21 protein-coding genes are annotated in these 23,756 nt (G+C 62.2%); 8 read left to right on the plus strand and 13 right to left on the minus strand.

The annotated features are described in order from the left end of the window. Positions 1–178: 178 nt before the first annotated feature. Complete coding sequence (locus GH665_RS32425) at positions 179–1,303, minus strand: mandelate racemase/muconate lactonizing enzyme family protein (protein ID WP_153141205.1); 1,125 nt, start codon at positions 1,301–1,303, stop codon at positions 179–181. Between the two features lie 127 nt (positions 1,304–1,430). Between GH665_RS32425 and GH665_RS32430 the strand changes: the two genes are divergently transcribed. The 3 genes from GH665_RS32430 to GH665_RS32440 all read left to right on the plus strand — a co-directional run bounded on the left by GH665_RS32430 (position 1,431) and on the right by GH665_RS32440 (position 4,844). Continuing rightward, the gene (locus GH665_RS32430) at positions 1,431–2,324 is read left to right on the plus strand and encodes a LysR family transcriptional regulator (protein ID WP_153141206.1); all 894 of its coding nucleotides are present in this window, start codon (positions 1,431–1,433) and stop codon (positions 2,322–2,324) included. 158 nt (positions 2,325–2,482) lie between these two features. Then, positions 2,483–3,442: a dihydrodipicolinate synthase family protein gene (locus GH665_RS32435; RefSeq protein WP_153141207.1), complete on the plus strand. Its 960-nt coding sequence runs from the start codon at positions 2,483–2,485 to the stop codon at positions 3,440–3,442. Positions 3,443–3,536: 94 nt separating this feature from the next. Further along, positions 3,537–4,844 (plus strand): MFS transporter, encoded by a 1,308-nt coding sequence (locus GH665_RS32440; protein ID WP_246216437.1) that lies wholly within the window; start codon positions 3,537–3,539, stop codon positions 4,842–4,844. Positions 4,845–4,944: 100 nt separating this feature from the next. Here the strand turns inward: GH665_RS32440 and GH665_RS32445 are convergent, their stop codons facing one another. Beyond that, on the minus strand, positions 4,945–5,379 hold the full coding sequence (locus GH665_RS32445; protein ID WP_153141208.1) for a VOC family protein: 435 nt from the start codon (positions 5,377–5,379) through the stop codon (positions 4,945–4,947). A gap of 167 nt (positions 5,380–5,546) precedes the next feature. On the opposite strand from GH665_RS32445, the gene GH665_RS32450 reads away from it, so the two are divergent. The 3 genes from GH665_RS32450 (at position 5,547) to GH665_RS32460 (ending at position 7,730) form a co-directional block, all read left to right on the plus strand. Beyond that, a complete protein-coding gene (locus tag GH665_RS32450) occupies positions 5,547–6,422 on the plus strand; it encodes a LysR family transcriptional regulator (protein WP_153141209.1) in 876 nt (291 codons plus the stop codon). Positions 6,423–6,662: 240 nt separating this feature from the next. Beyond that, positions 6,663–7,301, plus strand: a complete 639-nt coding sequence (locus GH665_RS32455) for a LysE family translocator (RefSeq protein WP_153141210.1) — start codon at positions 6,663–6,665, stop codon at positions 7,299–7,301. Positions 7,302–7,370: 69 nt separating this feature from the next. Continuing rightward, positions 7,371–7,730 carry a hypothetical protein gene (locus GH665_RS32460; RefSeq protein ID WP_153141211.1) on the plus strand — a complete coding sequence of 120 codons (360 nt, stop codon included), beginning with the start codon at positions 7,371–7,373 and terminating at the stop codon, positions 7,728–7,730. Positions 7,731–7,788: 58 nt separating this feature from the next. Here GH665_RS32460 and GH665_RS32465 read toward each other — a convergent pair whose 3' ends face one another. The 4 genes from GH665_RS32465 to GH665_RS32480 form a co-directional block, all read right to left on the minus strand. After that, positions 7,789–9,498, minus strand: coding sequence for a SulP family inorganic anion transporter (locus GH665_RS32465; RefSeq protein ID WP_153141212.1), 1,710 nt, complete (start codon positions 9,496–9,498; stop codon positions 7,789–7,791). A 615-nt stretch (positions 9,499–10,113) separates the two neighbouring features. Beyond that, entirely contained in the window at positions 10,114–11,397 is a 1,284-nt protein-coding gene (locus tag GH665_RS32470) for an MFS transporter (protein ID WP_153141213.1), read from the minus strand. 14 nt (positions 11,398–11,411) lie between these two features. Next, complete coding sequence (locus tag GH665_RS32475) at positions 11,412–12,590, minus strand: porin (RefSeq protein WP_153141214.1); 1,179 nt, start codon at positions 12,588–12,590, stop codon at positions 11,412–11,414. 39 nt (positions 12,591–12,629) lie between these two features. After that, positions 12,630–13,817, minus strand: a complete 1,188-nt coding sequence (locus tag GH665_RS32480) for a M20 aminoacylase family protein (RefSeq protein WP_153141215.1) — start codon at positions 13,815–13,817, stop codon at positions 12,630–12,632. A 124-nt stretch (positions 13,818–13,941) separates the two neighbouring features. Here GH665_RS32480 and GH665_RS32485 point away from each other — a divergent pair, with 124 nt between their 5' ends. Next, on the plus strand, positions 13,942–14,889 hold the full coding sequence (locus GH665_RS32485) for a LysR family transcriptional regulator (RefSeq protein ID WP_153141216.1): 948 nt from the start codon (positions 13,942–13,944) through the stop codon (positions 14,887–14,889). Positions 14,890–14,965: 76 nt separating this feature from the next. Then, positions 14,966–15,823: a PA4780 family RIO1-like protein kinase gene (locus GH665_RS32490; RefSeq protein ID WP_153141217.1), complete on the plus strand. Its 858-nt coding sequence runs from the start codon at positions 14,966–14,968 to the stop codon at positions 15,821–15,823. Here GH665_RS32490 and GH665_RS32495 read toward each other — a convergent pair. The 7 genes from GH665_RS32495 to GH665_RS32525 form a co-directional block, all read right to left on the minus strand. Then, positions 15,793–16,857, minus strand: a complete 1,065-nt coding sequence (locus GH665_RS32495) for a LacI family DNA-binding transcriptional regulator (RefSeq protein WP_246216438.1) — start codon at positions 16,855–16,857, stop codon at positions 15,793–15,795. The two genes, GH665_RS32490 and GH665_RS32495, sit on opposite strands and share 31 nt — an antisense overlap. Before the next feature lie 48 nt (positions 16,858–16,905). Next, the gene (locus GH665_RS32500) at positions 16,906–18,072 is read right to left on the minus strand and encodes an ABC transporter ATP-binding protein (protein WP_174771769.1); all 1,167 of its coding nucleotides are present in this window, start codon (positions 18,070–18,072) and stop codon (positions 16,906–16,908) included. Between the two features lie 71 nt (positions 18,073–18,143). Next, positions 18,144–19,055: a carbohydrate ABC transporter permease gene (locus tag GH665_RS32505; RefSeq protein ID WP_153141219.1), complete on the minus strand. Its 912-nt coding sequence runs from the start codon at positions 19,053–19,055 to the stop codon at positions 18,144–18,146. After that, entirely contained in the window at positions 19,055–19,996 is a 942-nt protein-coding gene (locus GH665_RS32510; protein ID WP_153141220.1) for a carbohydrate ABC transporter permease, read from the minus strand. Before GH665_RS32510 ends, GH665_RS32505 begins: the two co-directional genes overlap by 1 nt. Positions 19,997–20,005: 9 nt before the next feature. After that, entirely contained in the window at positions 20,006–21,244 is a 1,239-nt protein-coding gene (locus tag GH665_RS32515) for an ABC transporter substrate-binding protein (RefSeq protein ID WP_153141221.1), read from the minus strand. A 286-nt stretch (positions 21,245–21,530) separates the two neighbouring features. After that, positions 21,531–22,946 (minus strand): GH1 family beta-glucosidase, encoded by a 1,416-nt coding sequence (locus GH665_RS32520; protein ID WP_153141222.1) that lies wholly within the window; start codon positions 22,944–22,946, stop codon positions 21,531–21,533. 334 nt (positions 22,947–23,280) lie between these two features. Next, positions 23,281–23,706: a hypothetical protein gene (locus GH665_RS32525; RefSeq protein ID WP_153141223.1), complete on the minus strand. Its 426-nt coding sequence runs from the start codon at positions 23,704–23,706 to the stop codon at positions 23,281–23,283. Positions 23,707–23,756 lie beyond the last annotated feature (50 nt).

Here is a 23,756-nt window from a genome sequence, read left to right on the forward strand (position 1 = left end):
CGCAAACGTTTGAAGAGGTGGAGATAGGCGATTTTAAGGGGGCGATTAAAGGCATGTCCCACGCAAGTCTCGGTGAACTCAGGCGAGACATGCCTTTATATTTTATTGCGCAATGCTAATACCTTACGGCCAGATTCGCGTCATGCAACGCCTTTCTGTTCAAGTCGGGCATTCGAGCCTAGGCGACCACAGTCCACTTGCCGTACTTCGCCACCTCACGCTCGTCGAAATCGAAGCCGAGGCCCGGCGTTTGATGCAACACGATACGCCCGTTCCTGTGGCCGAGCTGACGATCGATCAGGCGGCGGAAGTTGAGCACCTGGTCGTCCCAGAAGTATTCGACATAGCGGGCATTGGGTGTGGCCGCAACCAAAGGCGCATGCACGTCATGGAACCAGTGAGGGCACATCACCACGCCGTAGCTCGCGGCAGTCGCCGCAATGCGCCGCCATTCGCTGATACCGCCGCACACCACGGCGTCCGTTTGCAGGATCGCCGCACCGCCCTTGTCGAGCAGTTCCTTGTGATACCAGCGGCCATAACCGATTTCGCCGGTCGCCACCGGCACGCGCGTGAGTTTGGCAAGGCGCGCGTGGTTGTCGATATCGTCGGGAGAAAAAGGCTCCTCAACAAAGTACGGATCGTATTGCTCGATGCGCCGCAGATGCTGCAAGGCCTGGGTGGTATCGGTCCAGCCGTTGTTGATGTCGATCATCAGTTCGACATCCGGGCCGATCGCTTCGCGCGCGGCCCGCACGCGCGCTTCTTCTTCGCGTGGCGACAGGCGCCCGCCCTTCATCTTCACGGCCTTGAAACCCATCTCGACATAGCTCGCCATTTCCTCGCCGAGCATGCCCGCGGACTTGCCCTCGAGGTAGTAGCCGCCGCTCGCATAGGCGGGCACAGTATCGAGTTCGACCGCGCCGAGATACTTGTGCAGCGGCACATTGTGGCTGCGCGCATTCAGATCCCACAAGGCCGTATCGAGAATACTGATGGCGCGCATCACGGTGCCGGCCCGGCCTTGCAGTAACGCCTCCTGATACATCGCCTGCCAGAGGCCCTCGACCGCATACGAGTCCTTGCCGATCAGGACCGGCGCCAGCAATTGCTCGACTGCTACCCGCAGCAGTTCGCCACCCGCACTGCCGACATAACAGAAGCCGATCCCTTCCACTCCATCGGTCGAGCGCACTTTCACCAGACCATAGTGACGCGTCGAGACCGTGCGAGTCGCAAACGAAGTCACCCGGTCGAGCGGCACACCCGCCGCGCAAACCGACACCGATTCAATCCTTGGCATTTCCACACTCCTCCAAATTTGCTGGCCGTCCGCGTCTGATGCGCGTTCGGTGAGATCGAAGTGTGATAGCCGCGAGGCGTCAAAAACAGTATCCTTTGGCTTCTTCAAAAGATAAAAATTCTATTCGATGGACTCGCGCTATCTGCAGAGCTTTGTCTATGTGGTCGAACTCGGATCGATCGCCGAAGCCGCGCGCAGACTCGATCTGACGCCTGCGGCGGTGGCCCAGCGCGTGAAGATGCTCGAGCAGGAACTCGGCGCGAAGCTGGTACGCCGGTCAGGCCGTACGGTCGGCACGACCGAGGCCGGCGAGCGCATTCTGGAACGTGCCCGCGCGGTGCTGCACGATATCCGCGACCTGAAATCCGACCTCAACGACGAGTCCGTACTCGCCGGTCAACTGCGGCTGGGCGGCACGCCCACCATGATGACCAGCGTGATTCCCGACGTGCTGGCGGGGTTGCTGGCGCGGCATCCGCAGGTCGATATCTATCTGGAGCCGGGCAATTCGGTCGAGCTCTACCGCAAGGTGGTGAGCGGCGATCTCGACGCGGCGATGCTGGTGCAGCCACTCTTCGATCTGCCGAAAAGCTGCGACTGGTACACCTTTCGTGAAGAACCGCTGGTATTGCTGACGCCCGCGTCGATGCAGGTCGACGACCCGCACGCCGTGCTGCAACGCGAGCCGTTCGTGCGCTACGACCGCAACGTGGTCGGCGGACAACTGGCCGACGGCTATTTGCGCCAGCACGGTATCCAGCCGCATCAGCGCTGCGAACTCGACGGGCTCGACGCCATCGCGGTGATGGTGGACCGGGGCCTGGGTGTATCCCTGGTGCCGGACTGGCTGATGACGCGCTTTTCCGGGCTGTCGCTCGCCAGATGGCCGTTGCCGCACGCGTTTCCGAAGCGTGTGGTCGGTTTGCTGTGGGGGCGCTCGTCGGCGCGTATGCGGCTCGTCCATGCCTTCCTGAAGGCCGCACAGGAACTGGACGCCGCGCCTCGCGAGACACAAAAATAATTAACGTTTGAAGCAAGCGGCTCACGCTTCTTCGCTGTTCAGGGTCACGCAATACTGCGTCGGCGCCTGAGTGCTTTGCCCCGGTATATCCGGCCCGCCCGGCAGGCATTCGACGACACGACCTATACGAACATCGGAACACCGAAGGAGACACTTCCATGAGCACGCCCACGTCCGGCTTACGCGGCGTTCTGTCGCCGGTACTCACGCCGTTCAACGCCGACCGCTCGCCCTCGCCCGTCCGCTTCATCAAGCATTGCCGCTGGCTGCTGCGCCAGGGCGTGGGGCTAGCCGTATTCGGCACGAACTCGGAAGCGAACTCGCTCAGCGTGAACGAAAAGCGCGCGCTACTCGACGCGTTGCTCGACGCCGGCTTGCCACCCGCGCAAATGATGCCGGGCACGGGCGCCTGCGCGCTGCCCGATGCGATCGAACTCACGCGCCATGCAGTGAACAGCGGCTGCGCCGGCGTACTGATGCTGCCGCCGTTTTTCTACAAGGGCGTGAGCGACGAAGGGCTGTTTCGCGGCTTTGCCGAAGTGATCGAAGCCGTGGCCGATGCCCGCCTGCGCGTCTATCTGTATCACATCCCGCCGGTCGCCCAGGTCGGCATCAGCTTCGGCCTGATCGAGCGCCTGCTCATGCGCTATCCCGGCGTGATCGCCGGCATCAAGGACAGTTCCGGCGACTGGAATCACACCGCCGCGCTGCTGAAGGAATTTCAGCACGCGGACTTCGACGTGTTCGCCGGCACCGAAACGCTGCTGCTGCCGACCCTGCAGAACGGCGGCGCCGGTTGCATCACAGCCACCGGCAACGTCAACGCGGCCGCGATCGTGCGTCTTGCGCAGACATGGCGCGACGCGGATGCCGCCGCTCAGCAGCAACGGCTCAACGACACCCGCGCGGTTTTTCAGCGCTACCCGATCATCGCCGCGATGAAGGCCGCGATCGCGTGGCAATCGGGCGATCCGCACTGGCCCACGCTGCGCGCGCCGCTAGTCGAACTCGACGACGCCCAGCAACACGAACTGCAAGAGGCGCTCACCCAGACCGGTTTCGAAATCGAAGACGCGGCAACGCTCGCTGCCGACCTCAAGGAGATCAGCCCCGCCTAGTCATGGAAACGCGGCTCACCTGCCCTTACACTCTCACATCGTTCGCCCGCCCAAGCCTTCAAAACAATCAGCACGGCGGGCCAGGAGACAAGTCTTGCTAACCCAAACGTCCTACCCTGCCACAGCCGATACGAATCCGGCCGATCAGCTATTCCGGCGCGTTGCGTGGCGCTTCATGCCGCTGCTGTTCGTCGGCTACGTGGTCGCTTATCTGGATCGCGTCAACGTCGGCTTTGCGAAACTGCAGATGCTCAGCAGCCTGCATTTCAGCGACGCGGCCTATGGCCTCGGCGCCGGTTTCTTCTTCATCGGCTACTTTCTGTTCGAAGTCCCCAGCAATCTGCTGCTGCATCGCGTCGGCGCGCGGCGCTGGATCGCCCGCATCATGATTACGTGGGGCCTGCTGTCGATGCTCACCGCGTGGGTACACACGCCCTTGATGTTCTACGTGGTGCGTTTTCTGCTCGGCGTCGCCGAGGCAGGCTTCTTTCCCGGCATGATCCTGTACCTCACCTACTGGTTTCCCTCGCACCGGCGCGGCAAGATGACGGCGCTGCTGATGGCCGGCATTCCGGTCTCCGGATTGCTCGGCGGCCCGCTGTCCGGCTATCTGATGCACGCGTTCAACGGCGCGTGGGGTCTTGAAGGATGGCAGTGGCTATTCATTGTCGAAGCGCTGCCGTCGATCGCGCTCGGCTTCGTCATTTTTCGCTGCCTCGACGATCGCGTGGCCGACGCGAAGTGGCTCAGCAGCGAAGAAAAACGTCTGATTCAGGACGAGATCGACGCCGACGCCGTGGTCCGCACTCATGGTTCGGTGCGCGCCGTGTTCGGCTCGGCGCGCGTCTGGCTGCTGTGCCTCGTGCTGTTCGGCGTGGTGATGGGCTCCTACGCAATCGGCTTCTGGCAGCCCACCATCATTCGCGGCACCGGGATCGACGATCCGTTGATGATTGGCCTGCTGACGATGATTCCCTATTCCGCGGCGCTGGTCTCGATGATCACGGTGGGCCGTCACGCGGACCGCACGCGCGAGCGCCGCTGGCATATCGTCGTGCCTGCGCTGGTGGCGGCCAGCGGCTTCAGCCTGTGCGCGGCCAACGGCGACAGCTCGCTGCTGTCGATGATCGGACTCACGCTGGCCGTGTCCGGCGTGGTCACCGCGCTGCCGATGTTCTGGGCACTGCCCACCGCGTTTCTCGGCGGCACCGGCGCGGCGGCGGGGATTGCGCTGATCAACTGCACCGGCAACCTGGCAGGCTTCATCAGCCCGACCGTGATCGGCTGGCTCAAGAGTTACACGCATACGCTGGCGTCCGGGCTCGTCCTGACAGCCTGCACGCTGACGCTTTCCGCCGTGCTGATTCTGGTGTTCATTCCGGCGCGGCTGGTCAATCGCTGAGCTTTGGCTTCGGGCACGAAAAAGCCGGTCAACCATCACGGTTGACCGGCTTTTGTATTTCCAGGGGCCGGCGTGTACCGCCGGCCCCTCGCACCAACTGTTACTTCGCAAACAACGACGACATATCCGCAAACGCCTTGAATTCCAGCGCATTACCCGACGGATCGAGGAAGAACATCGTCGCCTGCTCGCCAACCTCGCCCTTGAAGCGCACATGCGGTTCGATGATGAAGTCGATGCCGGCCTGTTGCAGCTTGTCCGCGGCAGCCTGCCATTGCGCCATCGAGAGCACCGCGCCGAAGTGGCGCACCGGCACCGCGTCGCCGTCGACCTTACTGGTGTGCCGGTGGCCGATTTCTTCCGGCGCGAGGTGCGCGACGATCTGGTGGCCGTAGAAATTGAAGTCGACCCAGTCCGGCGAGCTGCGCCCTTCCGCACAGCCGAGCAACTCGCCATAGAACTCGCGCGCGGCGGCAAGGCTATGCACAGGAAACGCCAGATGGAACGGCGGCAAAACGGTTTCGGAAACGCTCATGTTCGGAAAACTCGCAGAGAGGAAAATGGGATCGCGTGCCGGTCTCTGAAGCGGCCCATGGAGCGGTTCATGAAGCCGCACGCGTGAGGCCAATTTTAACTATGAATAAAAATGGTGAAAAACGATATATATTTGACCTGACCAACACCAAAATCGATTAATAGACAATGCTCAGCGAACTCAGAACCTTTATCGCCGTCAGCCAGTACGGTACGTTTTCCGGCGCGGGTGCGCGCATCGGCCTGACGCAATCGGCCGTCAGCGCGCAGATGCAGCGGCTCGAAGAGCAACTCGGCTTCGCGCTGTTCGACCGCACAGGCCGCTCCGCCACGCTCAACGACGCCGGCCGCGAAACGCTTGCGCTCGCCGAGGAAATGATGACGCTGTACGCGCGGCTCTCGGAGCGCGGCGCGGGCGCCGCCGATAGCGGCATGCTGCGGGTGGGCGCGATTGCATCCGCGCAAGTGTCGTTTCTCGCCGATGCGCTGGCGCGTTTTCGCGACGACCGCCCCGGCTGGCGGATGCGCGTCGTGCCCGGCGTGTCGCTGGGTTTGCTCGGCCAGGTGGACTCGGGCGAGCTCGATCTCGCCGTGATCATCAAACCGCCGTTCGCGCTGCCGTCCGAACTGGAATGGCGCACGCTCGTCACCGAGCCGTTCGTGCTGCTGGCGCCCAAGGCGCTCGCGCGTGGCAAGCGCTCCTGGCGCGAGCTGCTCCGAAGCGAGCCGTTCATCCGCTACGACCGCGGATCGTTCGGCGGCAGGCTGGTCGACCGTTTTCTGCGGCGCGAGCGGCTGAACGTGCACGACGTGATCGAGCTGGACGAGTTGCAGGGCATCGCGCAACTGGTCGCACGCGGCATCGGTGTGGCGCTGATTCCGAATACGGCGGGGCTCGGCAGATGGCCCGCCAACGTCAGCGCGCTCGAACTCGGCGACGCGACGTTTCACCGTGAAATCGGGCTCGTGCAGCGTCCACGGCATAGCCGGCAGGCGGTAGCGGAGGCGCTGGCGGATTGCATCGGCTCGGCGGCGGGGGGCTGAGTTGCACGGCGGCTCCGGGCTGCGTGAGTTACCTGCCTGAGGTGGGGCCTGAGGTGGGGCCTGAGGTGGTGCCCAATGTGGTGTCTGATATGGCAAATGAATGTGGCAAGCCCACGTGGCAAGCGCACGATTGTGCCGTTGCACAGGCCGTCAACTGTATCTGTGAGATTCGCACGCCGGCGCGCAGAATCGTTGCACTCGCATCGTTCCACCCTGCTCGCCACCCAAGCTTACAAACCCATGATCGCCAGCACCTTCCTCACCACCGACGTCCTGATCGCCTATAGCGCCTATTTCGTCGGCACGGCGAGTCCGGGGCCAAGCAATCTTGCGATCATGTCGCTCGCGATGAGCGCCGGCAGAAAATCCGCGCTCACCTTCGCACTCGGCGTGGTGTCCGGTTCGTTTTTCTGGGCCTTGCTGGCGTCGCTGGGTTTGTCGGCGGTGCTTGCCACTTACTCGGAATGTCTGGTGGCGATCAAGATTGCCGGCGGACTTTATCTGCTATGGCTCGGCTTCAAATCCGCGCGCTCCGCGTTCCGCGCGGAAACGCTGCCCACGAATACCGCACGCGAAGGCGAACCACTCAAACGGCTCTATTTGCGCGGCCTGCTGCTGCACCTCACCAATCCGAAAGCGATTCTGGTGTGGCTCTCAATCGTTTCGCTGGCCATGTCGCCGGCAGGCGGCACCTCGCACACGGCACCGGTAGTACTCGGCTGCATGGTGATCGGCGTATCCGTGTTCAGCAGCTACGCGGTGCTGTTTTCAACCGCGTCCGCGCGGCGCATTTACGTCGCGATCCGCCGCTGGCTGGACGGGTCACTCGCGATCATGTTCGGCATTGCCGGGATGAAGCTGCTGACGTCGAAAAGCTAACGGCGCCTTCGGGATTCGCCCGCTCTGCGATACTGTCAGCTTGATGAATCGAGTGGACAAGCGAACAGAATGAGCGGTGGCAACAACCTGGATCCGGCAGCAAAGCGCTCGCCATTCCAAAAGCGGCTTTATCTGGCAGGCGCTGCTGTGCTGCTCGGCAGTCTGATCGCCGCGGCGATCATCTATGCAATGGCGCCGGCGCCGGACAGCGCCGTCTCCATGTACAGCATCGCGGACCCGCGCTATCAGATCGAATTGCAGCGCATTGGCGGCACCGCGCAGGTGCTGATGGCGGAGCTTCACCAGTGGTTCAACGGTCTTTGGCAGGGCACGGCGCTCGCGTATACGGTGGCCGTGCTCGGTGCGCTGCTTGCGGGCGCGTGCTTTTTCGTCGGCTACTTCTTTGCCGACGAAGAGCCCTACCTCTGAAGCCGACCCGCCACGTCTGACCAAACAGGCGTTTATAACGCCTCGTCATAGTCCTTCGTTACGATGCGTCTTTGCGCGTACCCGGTTGCTCCACGCCTGCCAGGCGCAACGCTTCGTGCAAGGTGCTAAAAATGCGATCCTTGCCGACGATCGGCGTGATTCCATGCCGCTCCATATCCGAGCGCAGGTACTGGTTCACGCGCGCGAAGATCACGTCGACACCGATCTTCTTGAGCATCTCGCACAATTCGCCGACCGAACGCGCCGCCGAATAGTCGAGGTCGGTGATCGCGCCAGAGTCGATGACGAACCAGTGCACCGGGCTCGGCGCGTGATCGATCAGGCTGCGGGTGTTCTCGACGAAAAAGTGGTCGTTCGCGTAGAACAGGTCGGCGCCGAAGCGATAGACGATCAGGCCCGGCGCGGTCTGAAGTCCGGGCGCGGCCGGCACCGGCGCCCAGATACCGCCTTCGCTGGGCGCGAGAATCATGGTGTGCGGCCGGTAACTATGCCGCACGTGCCGCAGTAACGATAGCGTGACCGCGACCAGAATACCGTGCTCGACACCGATCAACACCACGGCTGCCGCGGTGAACACGGCCAGCGTAAATTCACCGGGACTTTCGCGGCGAATCGAAAACAGCGTCGTCAGATTGATCAGCCCGACAGCGATCGTAAACACGATGCTGGCCAGGATGCAGTGCGGCAGGTACTGCAAAAAACGGCTGAAAAACAGCAGCACTACAACCACCACCACGGCAAACGCAAGCTGCGCGAACTGGCTGCGCGTACCGGCGCGATCGGCCATCGCGGTTTGCGTCGGACTGCCGTTCACCACGAACGCGCCGGAAAACGCCGCCGCGGCATTGGCGGCGGCGATACCCAGCAGGTCGGCGTTGGTATCGACGGTTTCGTGATAACGCTCAGCGAATACGCGGCTCGCGGCGGCGCTTTGCGCGACGATCATCACGAAGCAGGAAGCCGCGACCGGCAGCAGATCGAGCAGTTGCTGCCACGTAACCGAAGGCATGCGCAGCGGCGGCAAGCCGCCGGCCACCGGCCCCAGCACGGCGATACCGTGCGCCGCGAAACCGTAAATATCGCTGGCCGCGATGCCCGCCACCACCGCGATCAACGGCACCGGCACGCGAGGCAAAAAGCGCTTGCAAACCAGAATGGCGACAACCACCAGCACTGAAATGGCAAGCGTCGGCAGATTGATCTGCGCCGACTCGCGCACCGCCAGAACGAGTTGGCCGACGCTGGTGGCGGCATGCCCAGGAATGCCGAGCATGTCACCCAGCATCGCGATGCCGACCTGCACGCCGACCCCGGCGAGGAAACCGACCAGTACCGTGCGCGAAAGAAAATCAGCGAGAAAGCCGAGCTTGAAGATCCGCGCGGTCAACAACAGCGCAGCAGTGAGCAAGGCGACCATCCCGGCGAGCGCCGCATATTCAGCGCTCGAAGCCGGCGCCATGGTAGAGAGCCGGCTCGCAAAAATGGTGGCGGTGGCGGAATCGGCAGCCACCACGAGGTGCCGCGACGCACCGAAGAACGCGAATGCGATAAGCGGCAGAAAGACGGTGTAAAGGCCCGTAACGGCAGGCATGCCGGCAATGCGCGCGTAGCCGAGCACTTGCGGAATATCCATTGACGCCAGTTGCACGCCAGCCAGCGCATCGCGCGCCGCCGCAGCACGGCTCAAAGGAAGGATGCCCTTCAGTACGCAAAGGCGTGAAGTGATGTTTGCCAGAAAATCTCGCATGCGCGATCGTGCCCCAAACTTAGGTTTATCGCGCATCGTGCCGCGACTCGGCACAGAAAGGCAAGGATTGGAGCGTTGATCGGCTAAAGAAAATGGCAAAACCAGTGCGATGGCTTCGGACCCCAGGCTCCGAATCCGCCACAGCAACCGGCCCACTTCGGCTTAACGCCTGAACTGCCCCGTCAGTGGATCCACACGCCGCGCGAAACCGAACAGCGCCGCAATGCAGATCGGACAAGCGATGATGAACACGGCCAACATCTCGCACCCCGTAACATATTGTTACCGCCAAGTTTAAGCGATTGCGGTGCGAATTGAATGAGGGAAAACGCAAAACACTGTTGCGGACTATTACAAAGAAATTACTTTCGCATGGCAGGCCGCTTGCGAAAACGCGCCCGAAAATGTGCGGGAAAATACGCCGGAAAACGCGGCAAACAGGGCAATAGAGCGCGCGCCCGGCACAAGGCGCTACGATGCGCAAACCTTCGCTCACCTACAAATCTATTACACCGCGCACATGTCAACGTTCAGCTTCGCGGCCAGACAATTAGACGACCGCTTCCAACGACTCGATGCGAGCATTGGCGCCGCCCGCACCACGACAGTGCATTCCTATTCCGCTTCCTTGAACAGCACGATGCCGGCGAAACTCACCAGCCCGCAGGCCAGCACATACCAGGCCGGTGCATAAAAACTCCCCGACATGCGCCACAACGCGCTGACGATCAACTGCGCGAAGCCGCCAAAAATCGTCACACCCAACGCGTAGATGATGCCAAGCGACGTTGCCCGCACTTCGGGTTTGAACGCTTCGAGAATCAGCACGAAACCCGCCGGGCTCGAAAGCGTCATCAAGCCGATCAGCACGAATACGACTAGCACCACGATATAAATCGACGGCCAGGTCCTGATCGCATAGAACGCCGGCAGCAGCACAACCAGCGACACTACCGACACCGCGTACAGCAAGGTCTTGCGACGCGGCATACGGTCCGCGAGACGGCCGGCGAACGGCGAGCCGATCAGCAGCACGAGGCCCGCGGTGCAACCCGCCAGTAACGATACCGCCGCCGGCATGCCGGTTGTCATCGTCAGGAACGACGGCAGGAAAAACACGATCACATACATCGACGAGGTACCGCCGATCACCAGCATCGTGCCCGCCACGATCTGCCGCCATTCGATGCGGGACTTGCGGGCCGCCGCCGTCACCGCATGCGCGGGCGGCAAGGTCTCGTCGAGATGCTTGCGCAGATAGAAACCGAGCGGACCGATCAGGAGCCCGATCAGGAACGGCACGCGCCATCCCCATGCAAGCAGTGCCTCGTGCGACAGGCTGCGCGAGAGCGTCGCCGCCACCAGCGCGCCGACCAGCGCCGCGCCGCCCTGCGAGGCCATCTGCCAACTCACCAGCGAACCGCGCCGGCCCGCGCTGCCCGACTCCATCAGCAAGGTGGTCGCCGCCCCCACTTCTCCTCCCGCCGAGAAGCCTTGCAGCAAACGGCCCAGCACGATGATCGCGGGCGCGGCCAGACCGATCGCCGCGTAAGTCGGCGCGAGGCCGATCATGCCGGTGCCGAGCGCCATCAGCGAAACAGTGAGCACGAGGGCCTGCTTGCGGCCCACGCGGTCGGCATACGCGCCGATCACAATGCTGCCGAGCGGCCGCACCACAAAGCCGACGCCGAACGTCGCCAGCGACATCATCAGTGCGCCGACCTCGCTACCGGCCGGAAAAAACAACTTGCCGATCAGCGCGGCGAAAAAGCTGTAGACCGTAAAGTCGAAGAATTCGAGGCCATTGCCGAGTGCCGCGGCGAAGATGGTCCGGCGCGACGCGCGCTGCGCTGCCGCGTTGCTCGCGACGGCGCCTGCGGTGTGTTGGATTGCATTCATGGGGAGCCGTACGCCTAGAAGTTGTGATACATGCCGAGCGACACGGTGACCGGCGTCGTACCGAGTTCCGGCGCGCTGCTGCCGGTTTGTGTCGGCAGCGGATTATTGTTCAGCAGTACGGTGGAAATGCCGTAGTTGCGGATGAAGCCGGCGCGCGCATACAGGCCCGTGCGTTTGGAGAGGGTGTAGTCGTAGCCGAGCATTACACCGAACGCCGAATCTTTCGCGGGATTGTTTGCCGAGTCGTGCACACCGGACGTATCGCGATACACCACCGAAGCCCGGAACGCATTGCGCCCGACCGGCCAGATCGTGCCGAGCGTATAGACACGCGCGATGCCGTCGTTGGCGAGCCTCGGCGCGTACTGGTTGAATGCGCCGGACAGCACGATCTTGCCGGTGTCGACCACTACGCCGAGGCCGTACAGATCGTTGCGCACGGTGCTCGTGCTGCCTGTTCCCGTGGCGCCCCACACCTGGTTGTAGGTGCCCGTCACGTAAGTCCTGCCGTCATACCACTGCAACAGCGCACCCTGCGCCGCCGCGGCAGGCGACTGCCCCGCTACGTTGCTCGGCGCGTACATCAGTTCCGTGCTGAAGCCCGCAAACGTCGGCGACAGGTACGTGATCGCGTTGTTCACCCGCGCGGCCAGTTGCGTTGCGCCCGCGCCGAGGTCGCTGTTGTAGCCGAAGCCCTTCGGCGTCTGCACGACAGCGGTGCCGAGCCACGTATAAGCCGAGTTGGTGCCCACCGTGCCGAACACGTCGACGAAGAGCGGCAGCCCCGTGCCGATCTGCTTGCCGAAACGCAGCCGGCCATACGTCGACGAGTTCAGCCCCACCCATGCCTCGCGATTGAAGAATGACGTGCTGTCCTGCATGGCGCCGTTATTGGCCAGAAAACCGTTCTCCAGATTGAATTCGGCGCGCAAACCGCCGCCCAGATCCTCCCGTCCGAAGATGCCGAACTTCGAGGTCCATTCGCCGCCGCTCTGGGTCTGCACCAGCGATTTGCCGCCCACGGTCTGGTAGTTGATTCCCATATCGACCGAGCCGTACAGCGCCACGCCTTCGCGCAAGCTGCCATTGAACTCCGGCAGCGCGGCCAGCAAGGTTGTCTGATACGGCTCGGCGTGCGCCGTGCCGGTCCCGAGCGTCAGCACTGCCGCGCTCATTGCGATGCATTTTTTCATGGGTCTCCCTGCTCCTCACATGCGATTGGTATCTGACGCTCAGGACACGCTCAAACAGCGCTCCGCGAGTCCGACGAAATACGCCGCGCCCCAGCTGAGCGCCGCGTCGTTGAAGTCGTATTCCGGGTTGTGGACCGCACAGCCGCCTTTCGAGTCGACGCCGTTGCCGAGCACCACATAGCAGCCCGGCACCACTTCGGTCATCCACGAGAAGTCTTCGCTGCCCATCACCGCATCGGGCATCAGCGTGTAGCCCTCGGGGCCTACCAGGGCTTCGATGGTTTCGATCGCGAGGTCGGCCGCGCCGCGATGATTGACGAGCGGCCGCGAGATCTGCCGGTAGTCGACTTCGGCCGTCGCGCCATAGGTTTGCGCCTGCAATTGGGCGATGCCGCGGATCCGCGCTTCGACCTTGTCGCGCGTTTCCGAATCGAGCGCGCGCACCGAAAGTTTCAGCGTTGCGGTTTCGGGGATCACGTTGGGCGCGCTGCCGGCGTGGATCGCGCCGACCGTCACCACGGCCGCGCGAGTCGGCTCGATGTTGCGCGCGACGATCGACTGCAAAGCCAGCACAATATTGGCCGCCGCGACGATCGGATCGCAGCCCAACTGCGGCATCGCGCCGTGCGTGCCCTTGCCGGTCACGGTGATCGTCACCGAGTCGGACGACGCCATCATGCAGCCGTGGCGCAGCGCGAAATGGCCGACCGGCAAGCCGGGCGCGTTATGCAGCGCGAACACCTGGTCGCACGGAAAGCGCGTGAAGAGGCCGTCCGCGATCATCTTCGAGGCTCCGCCCAAGCCCTCTTCCGCAGGCTGGAAAATCACATTCAGCGTGCCGTCGAATTCGCCTTTGCGTGCAAGGTGATGCGCGGCGGCCAGCAGGATCGCGGTGTGGCCGTCGTGACCGCACGCATGCATGGTCTGCGCGACGGTGCTCGCGTACGGCAGGCCGGTGGCCTCCTGGATCGGCAGCGCGTCCATGTCGGCGCGCAGGCCGAGCGTGCGATTCGACGTGCCACGCCGCAACTGGCCAACCACGCCGGTGCCGCCGACACCCGTCGTCACGTCATAGCCCCACTCGGCGAGCTTGCGTGCGACCAGTTCCGCGGTGCGCGTTTCAGCGAAGCCCAGTTCGGGATGCGCATGGATGTCGTGGCGAATCGAAATGAATTCGTGCTCGGTCTCGCGCAGTTCGGCGAGAAGCTGGGGGAAAGCCTGCGTCATTCGTCTTGCTCCGATTAAGCCGGTTGTCGTTTCGCAACCGTCGAAGCCAAGCGTAAAGATCCGGCCCGAAAACAAAAAAGCACAAATTTTGATGCGCATAACCAGCAGTGCTATATTCCGCATCATGAAAATTCATCATCTGCGAGCACTGGTTGCGATTGCCTCGACCGGCAGCATTAACGGTGCGGCCAAGGCGCTGTACGTGACGCAACCGGCCATCACGAAGGCGGTGCGGGAACTGGAGACGGAGTTCGGCGTGCGGCTGCTGGAGCGCAACCCGTGGGGCGTCGTGCCGACGGCCGAAGGCGCGGCGCTGGTGAGCCGGGCGCGCACCGTGGTGCGCGAGATGGAACGCGCCGAGGAGGACATGGCGCATCTGAAGGGCTTGCGCGACGGCAGCCTCGTGATCGGCATCACGCCGATTGTCGGCACGACCGGGCTTGCCGAGGCCTTCGTCGAATTCCGCAAACGCTGGCCGATGGTGACGCTGGAGTTTCGCGAGCTGGGTTTTAACCAGTTGCACGAGCAACTGCGCAATCGCACGCTGGATCTCGCGTTCGCCGCTTTCGCCCGGCCGGTGAGCGATCTGGGCAGCGTGAAGCGGATGGTCTCGTTCGAGACCGTATTCGTGACGCGCGCACAGAGTCCCTATGCGGACGCGGCATCGCTCGAAGCGGTGCAGGAAGCCGAGTGGATTCACACCGACGTGACGGACAACTATCCGGGCTTTATCCGCGCGATGTTCGAATGCGCCGGACTCACGCCGCCCCGGCGCATCACGCGTTGTACCTCATACGCGCTGTTTTACAGCCTGACGGTCAGCACCGATGCGATCTTCGCGTGGACCACGCATTCGCTCGAAGAAACCTTGCTCGGACAGAGCTTCGTGCGCCTCGCACTGCCGGTCGCGCCACCGCCGCTGCAGTTGTACCTGCTGTCACCGCAGGAGTCGCAGTTGACCCGTCCGGCGGAGTATTTCGTCCATTGCATCGAGCAGGCAATCGGGCCGTTGTTGAAGGGGGCGGTGGCTGCCACAAGCCACACCTCCAACACCCCTTATAATCCGGCATGACCCGAATCCCCCACCCTCTCTCCCTCAAATCGGCCGCGCACAGCCGATCAGCCGCCCACCGTTCCCCGGCGGCCGCATGAAAACACCCAAACGTCTGCTCCCGCTGGTCGAGGAAGGCCTGATCGACGAAGTCATTTCGCAGTTGATGAGCGGCAAGGAAGCCACCGTCTACGTGGTCCGCAGCGGCGAATCCACGCGCTGCGCAAAGGTCTATAAAGACGCCAAACAGCGCAGCTTCCGCCAGGCCGCGTCCTATCAGCAGGGTCGCAAGGTCAAGAACAGCCGCCAGCAGCGCGCGATGGAAAAAGGCAGCCGCTATGGCCGCGAAGTACAGGAACAGGCATGGCAGAACGCCGAAGTCGACGCGCTGTTCCAGCTTGCCAACGCAGGCGTGCGCGTGCCGCAGCCGTTCATCTGCACCGACGGCGTGTTGCTGATGGAATTAGTGACCGATGCGGACGGCGACGTCGCGCCGCGTCTGAACGATGTCGAGATGACCGAAGCACGCGCGCTCGAATTGCACGCGCTGCTGCTCAACCAGGTGGTGCGCATGCTGTGCGCCGGCATGATTCACGGCGATCTGTCCGAGTACAACATCCTGCTCGCGGCGGACGGCCCCGTGATCATCGATCTGCCGCAAGCCGTGGATGCCGCCGGCAATCTGGAAGCGCCGGCCATGCTGGAGCGCGACGTGAACAACCTCGCCACGTACTTCGGCCGTTTCGCGCCCGCCTTGCTCGACACAAGCTATGGCAAGGAAATCTGGTCGCTGTACGAAGCAGGCGCGTTGCACGTGGATGCCAAGTTGACCGGCCGTGTCGAACAGGACACCACGCCGATCGATCTCGAAGGCGTGCTACAGGAACTCGAAGACACCCGGCTCGATGAAGAAGCGCGCCTGCGCTACGAACAGTCGCTGCGCAGCGGAACGTAAGCGGACCCCGTACCTCGCGCCAGCGTACCCGGCACCTGTCCCACCGATTCCCGCATCGTCACGCTCACCGGAAACTCGCGGGTGATCTCCCACGAAGTCCGGTAACACTGATTGACCAGCCAGCGCACGGCATTCTGTGTCAACTCCGCCGTCGGGATATGCACCGAGGTCAGTCCCGGCGCGGCATAGGCGGCCGAATAGTCGTCGTCGTAACCGATCACGGAAACGTCGTCCGGTACGGCAATGCCCGCCTGATGGAAGCGCGCCAGCACGCTGACCGCCATCGTGTCGTTCGCGCAGAAGAGCCCCGTGAAACGCCGCTTCGAATCGAGCAGTTTCTGCGCGGCCGCATAGCCGCCCTCCGGCGAGAAGTCCGATTCGATCAGCGTGACGTCCTCCCGCGCAATGCCCTCGCGTGACAGTTCGGCGAAGAAGCCTTCGAGCCGGGTCTGGTTGTCCGAAGCGCTGGCCGGCCCGGATATCACCGCGATTTGCCGATGCCCATGATCGAGCAGCGTACGCGCCGCCAGTTCGCCGCCGCGCCGATGGTCCGCGCAGAACGACGCCTCCGGCAACTGATCGAACGCGCGATTCAGAAACACCATTTTCGGGTGCATGCGATGCAGCATGTTCAGATCGTCGTCGTGCAGATCGTGGCTGATCACCACCACGCCGTCGCAATCACGGCCGATCAGAAAGCGCACCGCCTCGATGGCCTGCTCGCGTGGCGACACTTCCCCACAGCCGGTCGCCACCACCACGTGCCGGCGCACCGCGCGCAGTTCGGTGTCGGTTTGCTTGAGAATCGTGCCGTAGTAGGAGCCGAAGAAGGTCGGCACGAAAATGCCGATCATGCCGAGCGATTGCGTCGCCATGGCGCGGCCGATCGACGATGGCCGGAAATTCAGTGCTTCGATGGCGGCCTTTACACGGGCGGCCGCATCGGCTGAAATGGGTCCCTTACCGGAAATGGCGCGTGACGCGGTCGACATCCCCACGCCGGCCAGTGCCGCGACATCCTTGAGTGTTGCCACGCGGTTCTCCGTCAAGCCTGTTGTATTCAACGACGCCGCGTCCGGTCACTAGAGACGCGCGCCGCCCTCCTCGTCGAACAGCGAAATATGCGCGCCGTCGAACGAGAACGCCGCGGCATCTCCTATCGCCACCGGCGTCTTGGTCTGGTCGATCGACGCGATTTGCACTCCATGATAATCGAGCCAGATGACACGGTGGTTGCCCATCGGCTCAACCAGTGAAATGTTCGCGCGCTCGCTCATGGCCGTGCCCGAATCCACGCGTTCGCCCACCCGCACGTCTTCTGCCCGTACGCCGAGCACACAAGGCAGACGATCCGCTGGCAGGTTTTTGAAAGGATAGGCCGACACATCGAACTGCAAGTTCGCGCTGCAAAAGTGCAGCGATCCATCGCGCGCCTCAAGTGTGCCCTTGAGCAGATTCATCGCGGGCGAGCCCAGAAACGTCGCGACGAACAGATTGTCCGGCCGCGCATAGACCTCCGCGGGCGTGCCGAACTGCTGGATCACGCCACCGCGCATCACGGCCATGCGTGTGGCGAGCGTCATGGCTTCCACCTGGTCGTGAGTCACGTAGATCATCGTCGCGCCCAGACGCTGGTGCAGTTGCTTGAGCTCGCGCCGCAATTCGGTGCGCAGCTTGGCGTCGAGATTCGACAGCGGCTCGTCAAACAGGAACACGTCGGCCTCGCGTACGATCGCACGGCCAATCGCGACGCGCTGCCGCTGCCCGCCGGAGAGTTGCGCCGGCTTGCGCTTGAGCAGCGGGCCGAGTTGCAGCATCTCGGAGGCCCGCGTGACGCGCCGTTCGATTTCCGCCTTCGGGGTGCCGTTGATACGCAACGCGAACGACAGGTTGCGCTCGACGCTCATGGTCGGATACAACGCATACGACTGAAACACCAGCGCGATGCGGCGATCTTTCGGGTCAGCCCAGGTCATGTCCTCGCCGGCAATTTCGATGCTGCCGCCGGTTACGTCGATCAGGCCCGCAATGCTGTGCAGCAAGGTGGATTTGCCACAGCCCGAGGGTCCGAGCAGCACTACGAACTCGCCCGCGCGCACGTCGAGATCGAGATTTTCGATCACTGTATTCGCGCCGAGCTGGATCTTCAGGTTGCGCACCGATACATTGGCCGGATTCGCCAGCCCCGCCGCATCCGCCACGTCGCCGAGGCCCGCCGCATCTGCCGCGCCCGCTGCCGGGTGTGTCATCGCATTTGCCACTGCATGTGTCTCCACGTTTCAAAACTGGCCAGCTTCGTCATACCTTACCGCCCTATCCCCTATCCCTTGACGGCGCCGGACGCAATACCGCGCACAAACCAGCGGCCCGAAATGAAGTAGACCGCAAGCGGCACCATGGAGGTCAGAATGGTCGCCGCCATGTTGACGTTATAGAGCCGTTCGCCGGTGGTCGTGTTGATGATGTTGTTCAACTGCACCGTCATCGGCAGGTTTTTGGTGCCGGCAAACACCAGCCCGAGAATGAAGTCGTTCCAGATGCCGGTCACCTGCATGATGACCGCCACGACGATGATCGGCGTGGACATCGGCAGCATCAGTTGCAAAAAGATACGCCAGAAACCGCCGCCGTCGATGCGCGCCGCCTTGAACAGTTCCTGCGGAATCGACGCGTAGTAGTTGCGAAACAGCAGCGTCATCACCGGCATGCCGAAGATGGTGTGAATCACCACGATGCCCGGCAGCGAACTGAACAGATGCACGCTCGCCAGCACGCGCACGAGCGGATAGACCATCACCTGCACGGGAATGAAAGCGCCCATCAGCAGCACGCCAAACAGCACGCCGGCCCCGCGCGGCCGCCAGAACGACAGCGCATAGCCGTTCACCGCGCCGACCGCGATCGACAACACCGTGCTCGGCACAACGATACGCACTGAATTCCAGAAGCCGACCTGAATGCCGTTGCAATCGAGCCCGGTACAGGCGGATTGCCACGCGGCGCTCCATGCGTCGAGCGTGAAATGCGTGGGGAACGCGAGCAGATTGCCGAGGCGAATCTCGCTCATCGGTTTGACCGACGTAACGAGCATCACATACAACGGCAACAGGAAGAACAACGCGGCCGTAAGCAAAAACGCGTAGACGCCGAAACGCGCGGGTGTAAAAGTCCGGCGGCGCCGGCGGCCATGGCTCGGCGTGCCGCCTTTCAGCGGTGGACTGAGCGTGTTCATCACACCTCCTTGCGCAACGCAGCGCGGCTGCGGGCATAGAAGAACGGCGCGAGGATCGCCAGCACCGTTGCGAGCAACACGATCGACGCGGCCGACGCCAAACCGATATTCGCGCGACCGAACAGGTAGTCCATGATGAACTTTGCGGGCACTTCGCTCGCCGTGCCGGGGCCGCCTTGCGTCATCGCGACCACTGCGTCGTAGAGCTTCACGACCATCACGAAGAGCAGCACGAAGGCGGTGGAAATGGAAGGCCCGAGCATCGGCACGACGATGCTCGCATAGACACGCCAACGCGGAATTCCGTCGATTCGAGCGGCTTTCCACAGTTCGTCGTCGATACCGCGCAAGCCGGCCAATAGCAGCGCCATTACGAGGCCCGACGCCTGCCATACCGTCGCGATGACGATCGTGTAGATCACCCAGTCCTGATCGACGATCCAGTCGAAGCGCGCATGCACGAAGCCGAGCTTGTGCAACACCGCCTGCGCGCCCAGTTCGGGATTCAGGATCCACTGCCAGACCAGACCGGTGGCGACGAACGACATGGCGTACGGATAGAGAAACACCGTGCGCAACACGCCTTCAGCCGCCACACGCTGATCGATGAAGATCGCCAGCAACAAACCGATCACCATGCACGCAACAATGAAGCACGCACCGTAGATCACGATGTTTTGCAGCGACAGCAACCACCGGTCGTTGTTGAACAGCCGCACGTATTGCGTGAAGCCCGCGAAATCGCCGGAAGGAAACGTGCGCGAGTTGCTGAGAGAAACGCGCGCGGTCCAGACCATCGTGCCGAGATACGCAAACACGACGGTCAGGACCATCGGCAGCAACGCCACCCACACCGCTATAGGCAAACGTTTTTTAAGCGGCTTTTTCAGCGGCCCTTTGCGATGCCCGGAGTCAGCGGCCTGCAGCTTGAGCGCGTGCATGGCGGGCGCCTAGCTCTTCAACGCACTGGCAAACGCCTTCTGCGCGTCGTCGACCGACTGGTTCTTGTTCCAGAAGTTCGTGATGACGTCGATCAACGCACCCTGCGTGTCAGGCGAGAGCAGCATTTCCGGATTCGGCAACTGACGCGACTTGTCCTTCATGATCGCCATACCCTCCTTCGCGCAGATGTCGAGACTGCTCGCGTCCACATCGGGACGAATCGGAATCGAACCTTTCTTCGCGCTGAATGCGACTTGCGCGGCCGGCGAGGTCATCACCGTGGCAAGCAGATTCTGCGCCTTGATCGCGTTGGCGTTGTCGGTTTTCGGGAACACGAATACATCGCCCGCAACCAGATACGGCGAGTGCGGACCGAAACCCGGGAAGCAGCCGAAGTCCTTGCCGGCCACCTGGTTGGCTGCCGAGAACTCACCCTTGGCCCAGTCGCCCATGATCTGCACCCCCGCCTTGCCGGAAATCACCAGCGCGGTGGCATCGTTCCAGTTGCGGCCAGGCGAGCCCGGATCGACGAAATCATGCAAGCGCTTGAACGATGCGAGCACCTTCCTGAACGCGTCAGACTTGACCGCGTTTTGGTCGCGATCGCGATACACCTTCAGATAAAGATCGGGGCCGCCGACGTCGGCGAATACCGCATCGAACGTAATCTTTTCCTGCCATGGCTGACCGCCGAGCGCGAGCGGGATCACGCCTGCGGCTTTGAGCTTGCCGAGATCGGCGAGGAACTCGTCGTAGCTCTTCGGCTCGGCGGTGATGCCGGCCTTCTGGAACACCGGTTTCGAGTAGAAGAACCAGGCCGGCATGTGAATATCGACCGGCGCGGCGTAGTAATGACCTTTCACCCTGATGCTGTCGATGATCGACTGCGGGAAGACGTTATTCCAGTTCTCTTTCGCGGCAACCTCGTCGACGTTGTTCAGGAGGCCCTGGTCGATCAGGTCGTGGAACTGTTTGGACGTATTGAACTGCGCGGCGGTGGGCGGATCGCCGCCGACGATCCGGTTGATCGCGGTGGAGCGTGCCTGATCGGCGCCGGCCACGGCGTTGTCGATCCACTGGCCGCCGGCCTTGTTATACGCATCGGCGAACTGGCGGATCGCGGCCGACTCGCCGCCCGAGGTCCACCAGTGAATCACGTTGGCCTTCAACGGGTCGGCTTGCGCGACGACGCCATATAACGTCAGTGCCGCAACTACGCTCGCCGCGATCATTTTTTTGCTGTTCATTCCGTCTCCTGTGTCGATCAGAGTTAGCGCTTTAGCGCTTACTCTGGTCCCATGCAAAGCTGTCGATCAGAGTTAGCGCTTTAGCGCTTACTCTGGTCCCATGCAACGCTGTCGATCAGAGTTAGCGCTTTAGCGCTTACTCTGGTCCCATGCAACGCTGTCGATCAGAGTTAGCGCTTTAGCGCTTACTCTGGTCCCATGCAAAGCTGTCGATCAGAGTTAGCGCTTTAGCGCTTACTCTGATCCCATGCAACGCTGTCGACATACAAACCAGCTCCACCTGCCTTTAGACCTTTGCCTTACGCTCCTTCAAAAATTTCGTCACCAACTCCGCACTGCGTTTGACCGTGCGCTTCTGCGTACTGTAATCGACATGGACGACACCAAAGCGACGCTCGTAACCAAACGCCCACTCGAAGTTATCCATCAGCGACCACAGAAAATAGCCGCGAACATCCACGCCGGCCTTGATCGCCTGATCGACCGCGGCAAGATGGCGCTTGAGGAACGAGATGCGCTGCGTATCATCGACGTGGCCGTCGATCACCTTGTCGTCCGAGGCCATGCCGTTTTCGGTGATGTAGATCGGCGGCAGGTTGTGATACGTCTTCTTGAAGCCCGTCAGCAGATCGCGCAACCCATCGGGATGCACCTCCCAACCCATCTGCGTGCGTTCGACGCCTTCGAGCGGCACGTCGCGGAATCCGTGCGCGCCATCGCTCGCAACGTTCGTGCGGAAGTAATAGTTGATGCCGAGGAAGTCGAGCGGCGCGGCAATGGTCTGCATATCGCCGTCGAGCACCAGCGGTTCGGTGCCCGGCCACAATTCGAACAGATCCTGTGGATAGGCACCCTTGAGCAGTGGATCGAGAATCCACGCATTGTGCTGGACTTCGAACAGATGCGCCGCGCGCTGATCGGCCGCGCTATCGCTATTGGCCGTGCCGCGGCCGATGTTGGCGACGATACCTTTCTGCGAAGCCGGATCGTTGCCGCGCAATACCGGAATCGCGAGGCCATGCGCGAGCAGCAGATGATGCATCGCCTGCGTAGCGAAACGGTCGTTGGCGAGGCCTGGCGCGTGGTGGCCGTTGCCGTAGCCGAGATACGCCGAACACCACGGCTCATTGAGCGTCGCCCATGCGTCGACCGTACCGGCCAGTTCGCGGCTCATCAGATCGGTGTAGTCGGCGAAGCGATACGCGGTGTCGCGATTGAGCCAGCCGCCGCGATCCTCCAGATGCTGCGGCAAGTCCCAGTGATAGAGCGTCACGAAGCTTGTGATGCCCTTTTCTTTCAGGCGGTTCAGAAGGCGCTTGTAGAAGTCGAGCCCTTTGCGATTCGGCCTGCCTGCCGCGTCCATCACGCGTGGCCATGCAATCGAGAGCCGGTAGCCCTCGAGACCGAGCGAGGCCAGCATGTCGATGTCGGCTTCCCACCGGTGATAGTGATCGCAGGCCACCGCGCCGGTGTCGCCGGCCAGCACCTTGCCGGGCGTCGCCGAAAAGTTGTCCCAGATCGACGGCAGGCGGCCGTCTTCATCCACCGCGCCTTCGATCTGATACGAAGCCGTGGCGGCGCCAAGCAGGAAATTTTTGCGCCATAGCGAGGAGTCCGCGGGCGGGGTGAAGGGGTCGGCGAGCGAGCCCTTGGAAACTGCTGGGGATAGGGTGTCGAATGCAGCGGATGCGTCGTTTGCCACGGATTCTCTCCTGCGCTGAGGTCATTGAACCGGGTACGGCAAAACTTGATACGGAAGCCGGCTGGAAGCCGCTTAAAAACTGATTGGAAACAGTCTGGAAGCAAAAGTGGAAGCGCTTCCACAACGACCAGCGAACGATAGCAGTGGCGAATTCACCGCAGCAATCAGGGTTTGTCTGGAGGGAGGGCTGGCATGCGCGGCGCTGTCATGCGCCGCGCATTGGCGTTGTCACCTGAACCTGAGTTCAACTGGCTGTTGGCGCTGTCCGGTGATTTGAAGTGAATTGTGCGGCGGCGCTCAGGTGCTACGCTGACTGGCCACATGCCAAGGCACGTTACGAACCCGATTTGCCATATAAATGACGCAAATCTGCTCCACCGACCCGCTTGTTTCGCTCGACAATCATTAACCCGTCGCCTGCTTCAGGGTAATTGACCAGCGGTTCTCCATCTAATCGGTCCACATTAAAGATATCAATGAAATAGTCTGAGGGGGTTTTCATTGCCACCGCATAGATTAGAACCGGCACACCCTGATCGACGCCCACCAATTCGTAGCCGAGTGTAATTGAGTCGCATCCTGCTTTTTCGATGTTTTCTTCGTGAATCATCGCAAGGAAATAAGGAGAATCGATCTCCCGTACCAGACACGTTTCAACCTGTGTCTTCCATTGATTAGTTCGGTCACCATACAGCGGCTCATTTGCCTCGATCAGAAACTTGAGCAGCGCATGCTCCTTCGCCGAGAGTGGTCTTGACATTTGTTCCTTCCTCATCTTGGGCGAATCGAGCCCACTCGTATCGTGTTGCG

It is taken from the genome of Paraburkholderia agricolaris, assembly GCF_009455635.1.
GTDB classification, from domain to species: Bacteria; Pseudomonadota; Gammaproteobacteria; order Burkholderiales; family Burkholderiaceae; genus Paraburkholderia; species Paraburkholderia agricolaris.

Bases quoted from the DNA above. Each gene is read 5' to 3' on its own strand.
- GH665_RS32425 (WP_153141205.1), bottom strand. From the start codon at position 1,303: ATGCCAAGGATTGAATCGGTGTCGGTTTGCGCGGCGGGTGTGCCGCTC.
- GH665_RS32430 (WP_153141206.1), top strand. From the start codon at position 1,431: ATGGACTCGCGCTATCTGCAGAGCTTTGTCTATGTGGTCGAACTCGGA.
- GH665_RS32435 (WP_153141207.1), top strand. From the start codon at position 2,483: ATGAGCACGCCCACGTCCGGCTTACGCGGCGTTCTGTCGCCGGTACTC.
- GH665_RS32445 (WP_153141208.1), bottom strand. From the start codon at position 5,379: ATGAGCGTTTCCGAAACCGTTTTGCCGCCGTTCCATCTGGCGTTTCCT.
- GH665_RS32450 (WP_153141209.1), top strand. From the start codon at position 5,547: ATGCTCAGCGAACTCAGAACCTTTATCGCCGTCAGCCAGTACGGTACG.
- GH665_RS32455 (WP_153141210.1), top strand. From the start codon at position 6,663: ATGATCGCCAGCACCTTCCTCACCACCGACGTCCTGATCGCCTATAGC.
- GH665_RS32460 (WP_153141211.1), top strand. From the start codon at position 7,371: ATGAGCGGTGGCAACAACCTGGATCCGGCAGCAAAGCGCTCGCCATTC.
- GH665_RS32465 (WP_153141212.1), bottom strand. From the start codon at position 9,498: ATGCGAGATTTTCTGGCAAACATCACTTCACGCCTTTGCGTACTGAAG.
- GH665_RS32470 (WP_153141213.1), bottom strand. From the start codon at position 11,397: ATGAATGCAATCCAACACACCGCAGGCGCCGTCGCGAGCAACGCGGCA.
- GH665_RS32475 (WP_153141214.1), bottom strand. From the start codon at position 12,590: ATGAAAAAATGCATCGCAATGAGCGCGGCAGTGCTGACGCTCGGGACC.
- GH665_RS32480 (WP_153141215.1), bottom strand. From the start codon at position 13,817: ATGACGCAGGCTTTCCCCCAGCTTCTCGCCGAACTGCGCGAGACCGAG.
- GH665_RS32485 (WP_153141216.1), top strand. From the start codon at position 13,942: ATGAAAATTCATCATCTGCGAGCACTGGTTGCGATTGCCTCGACCGGC.
- GH665_RS32490 (WP_153141217.1), top strand. From the start codon at position 14,966: ATGAAAACACCCAAACGTCTGCTCCCGCTGGTCGAGGAAGGCCTGATC.
- GH665_RS32500 (WP_174771769.1), bottom strand. From the start codon at position 18,072: ATGACACACCCGGCAGCGGGCGCGGCAGATGCGGCGGGCCTCGGCGAC.
- GH665_RS32505 (WP_153141219.1), bottom strand. From the start codon at position 19,055: ATGAACACGCTCAGTCCACCGCTGAAAGGCGGCACGCCGAGCCATGGC.
- GH665_RS32510 (WP_153141220.1), bottom strand. From the start codon at position 19,996: ATGCACGCGCTCAAGCTGCAGGCCGCTGACTCCGGGCATCGCAAAGGG.
- GH665_RS32515 (WP_153141221.1), bottom strand. From the start codon at position 21,244: ATGAACAGCAAAAAAATGATCGCGGCGAGCGTAGTTGCGGCACTGACG.
- GH665_RS32525 (WP_153141223.1), bottom strand. From the start codon at position 23,706: ATGTCAAGACCACTCTCGGCGAAGGAGCATGCGCTGCTCAAGTTTCTG.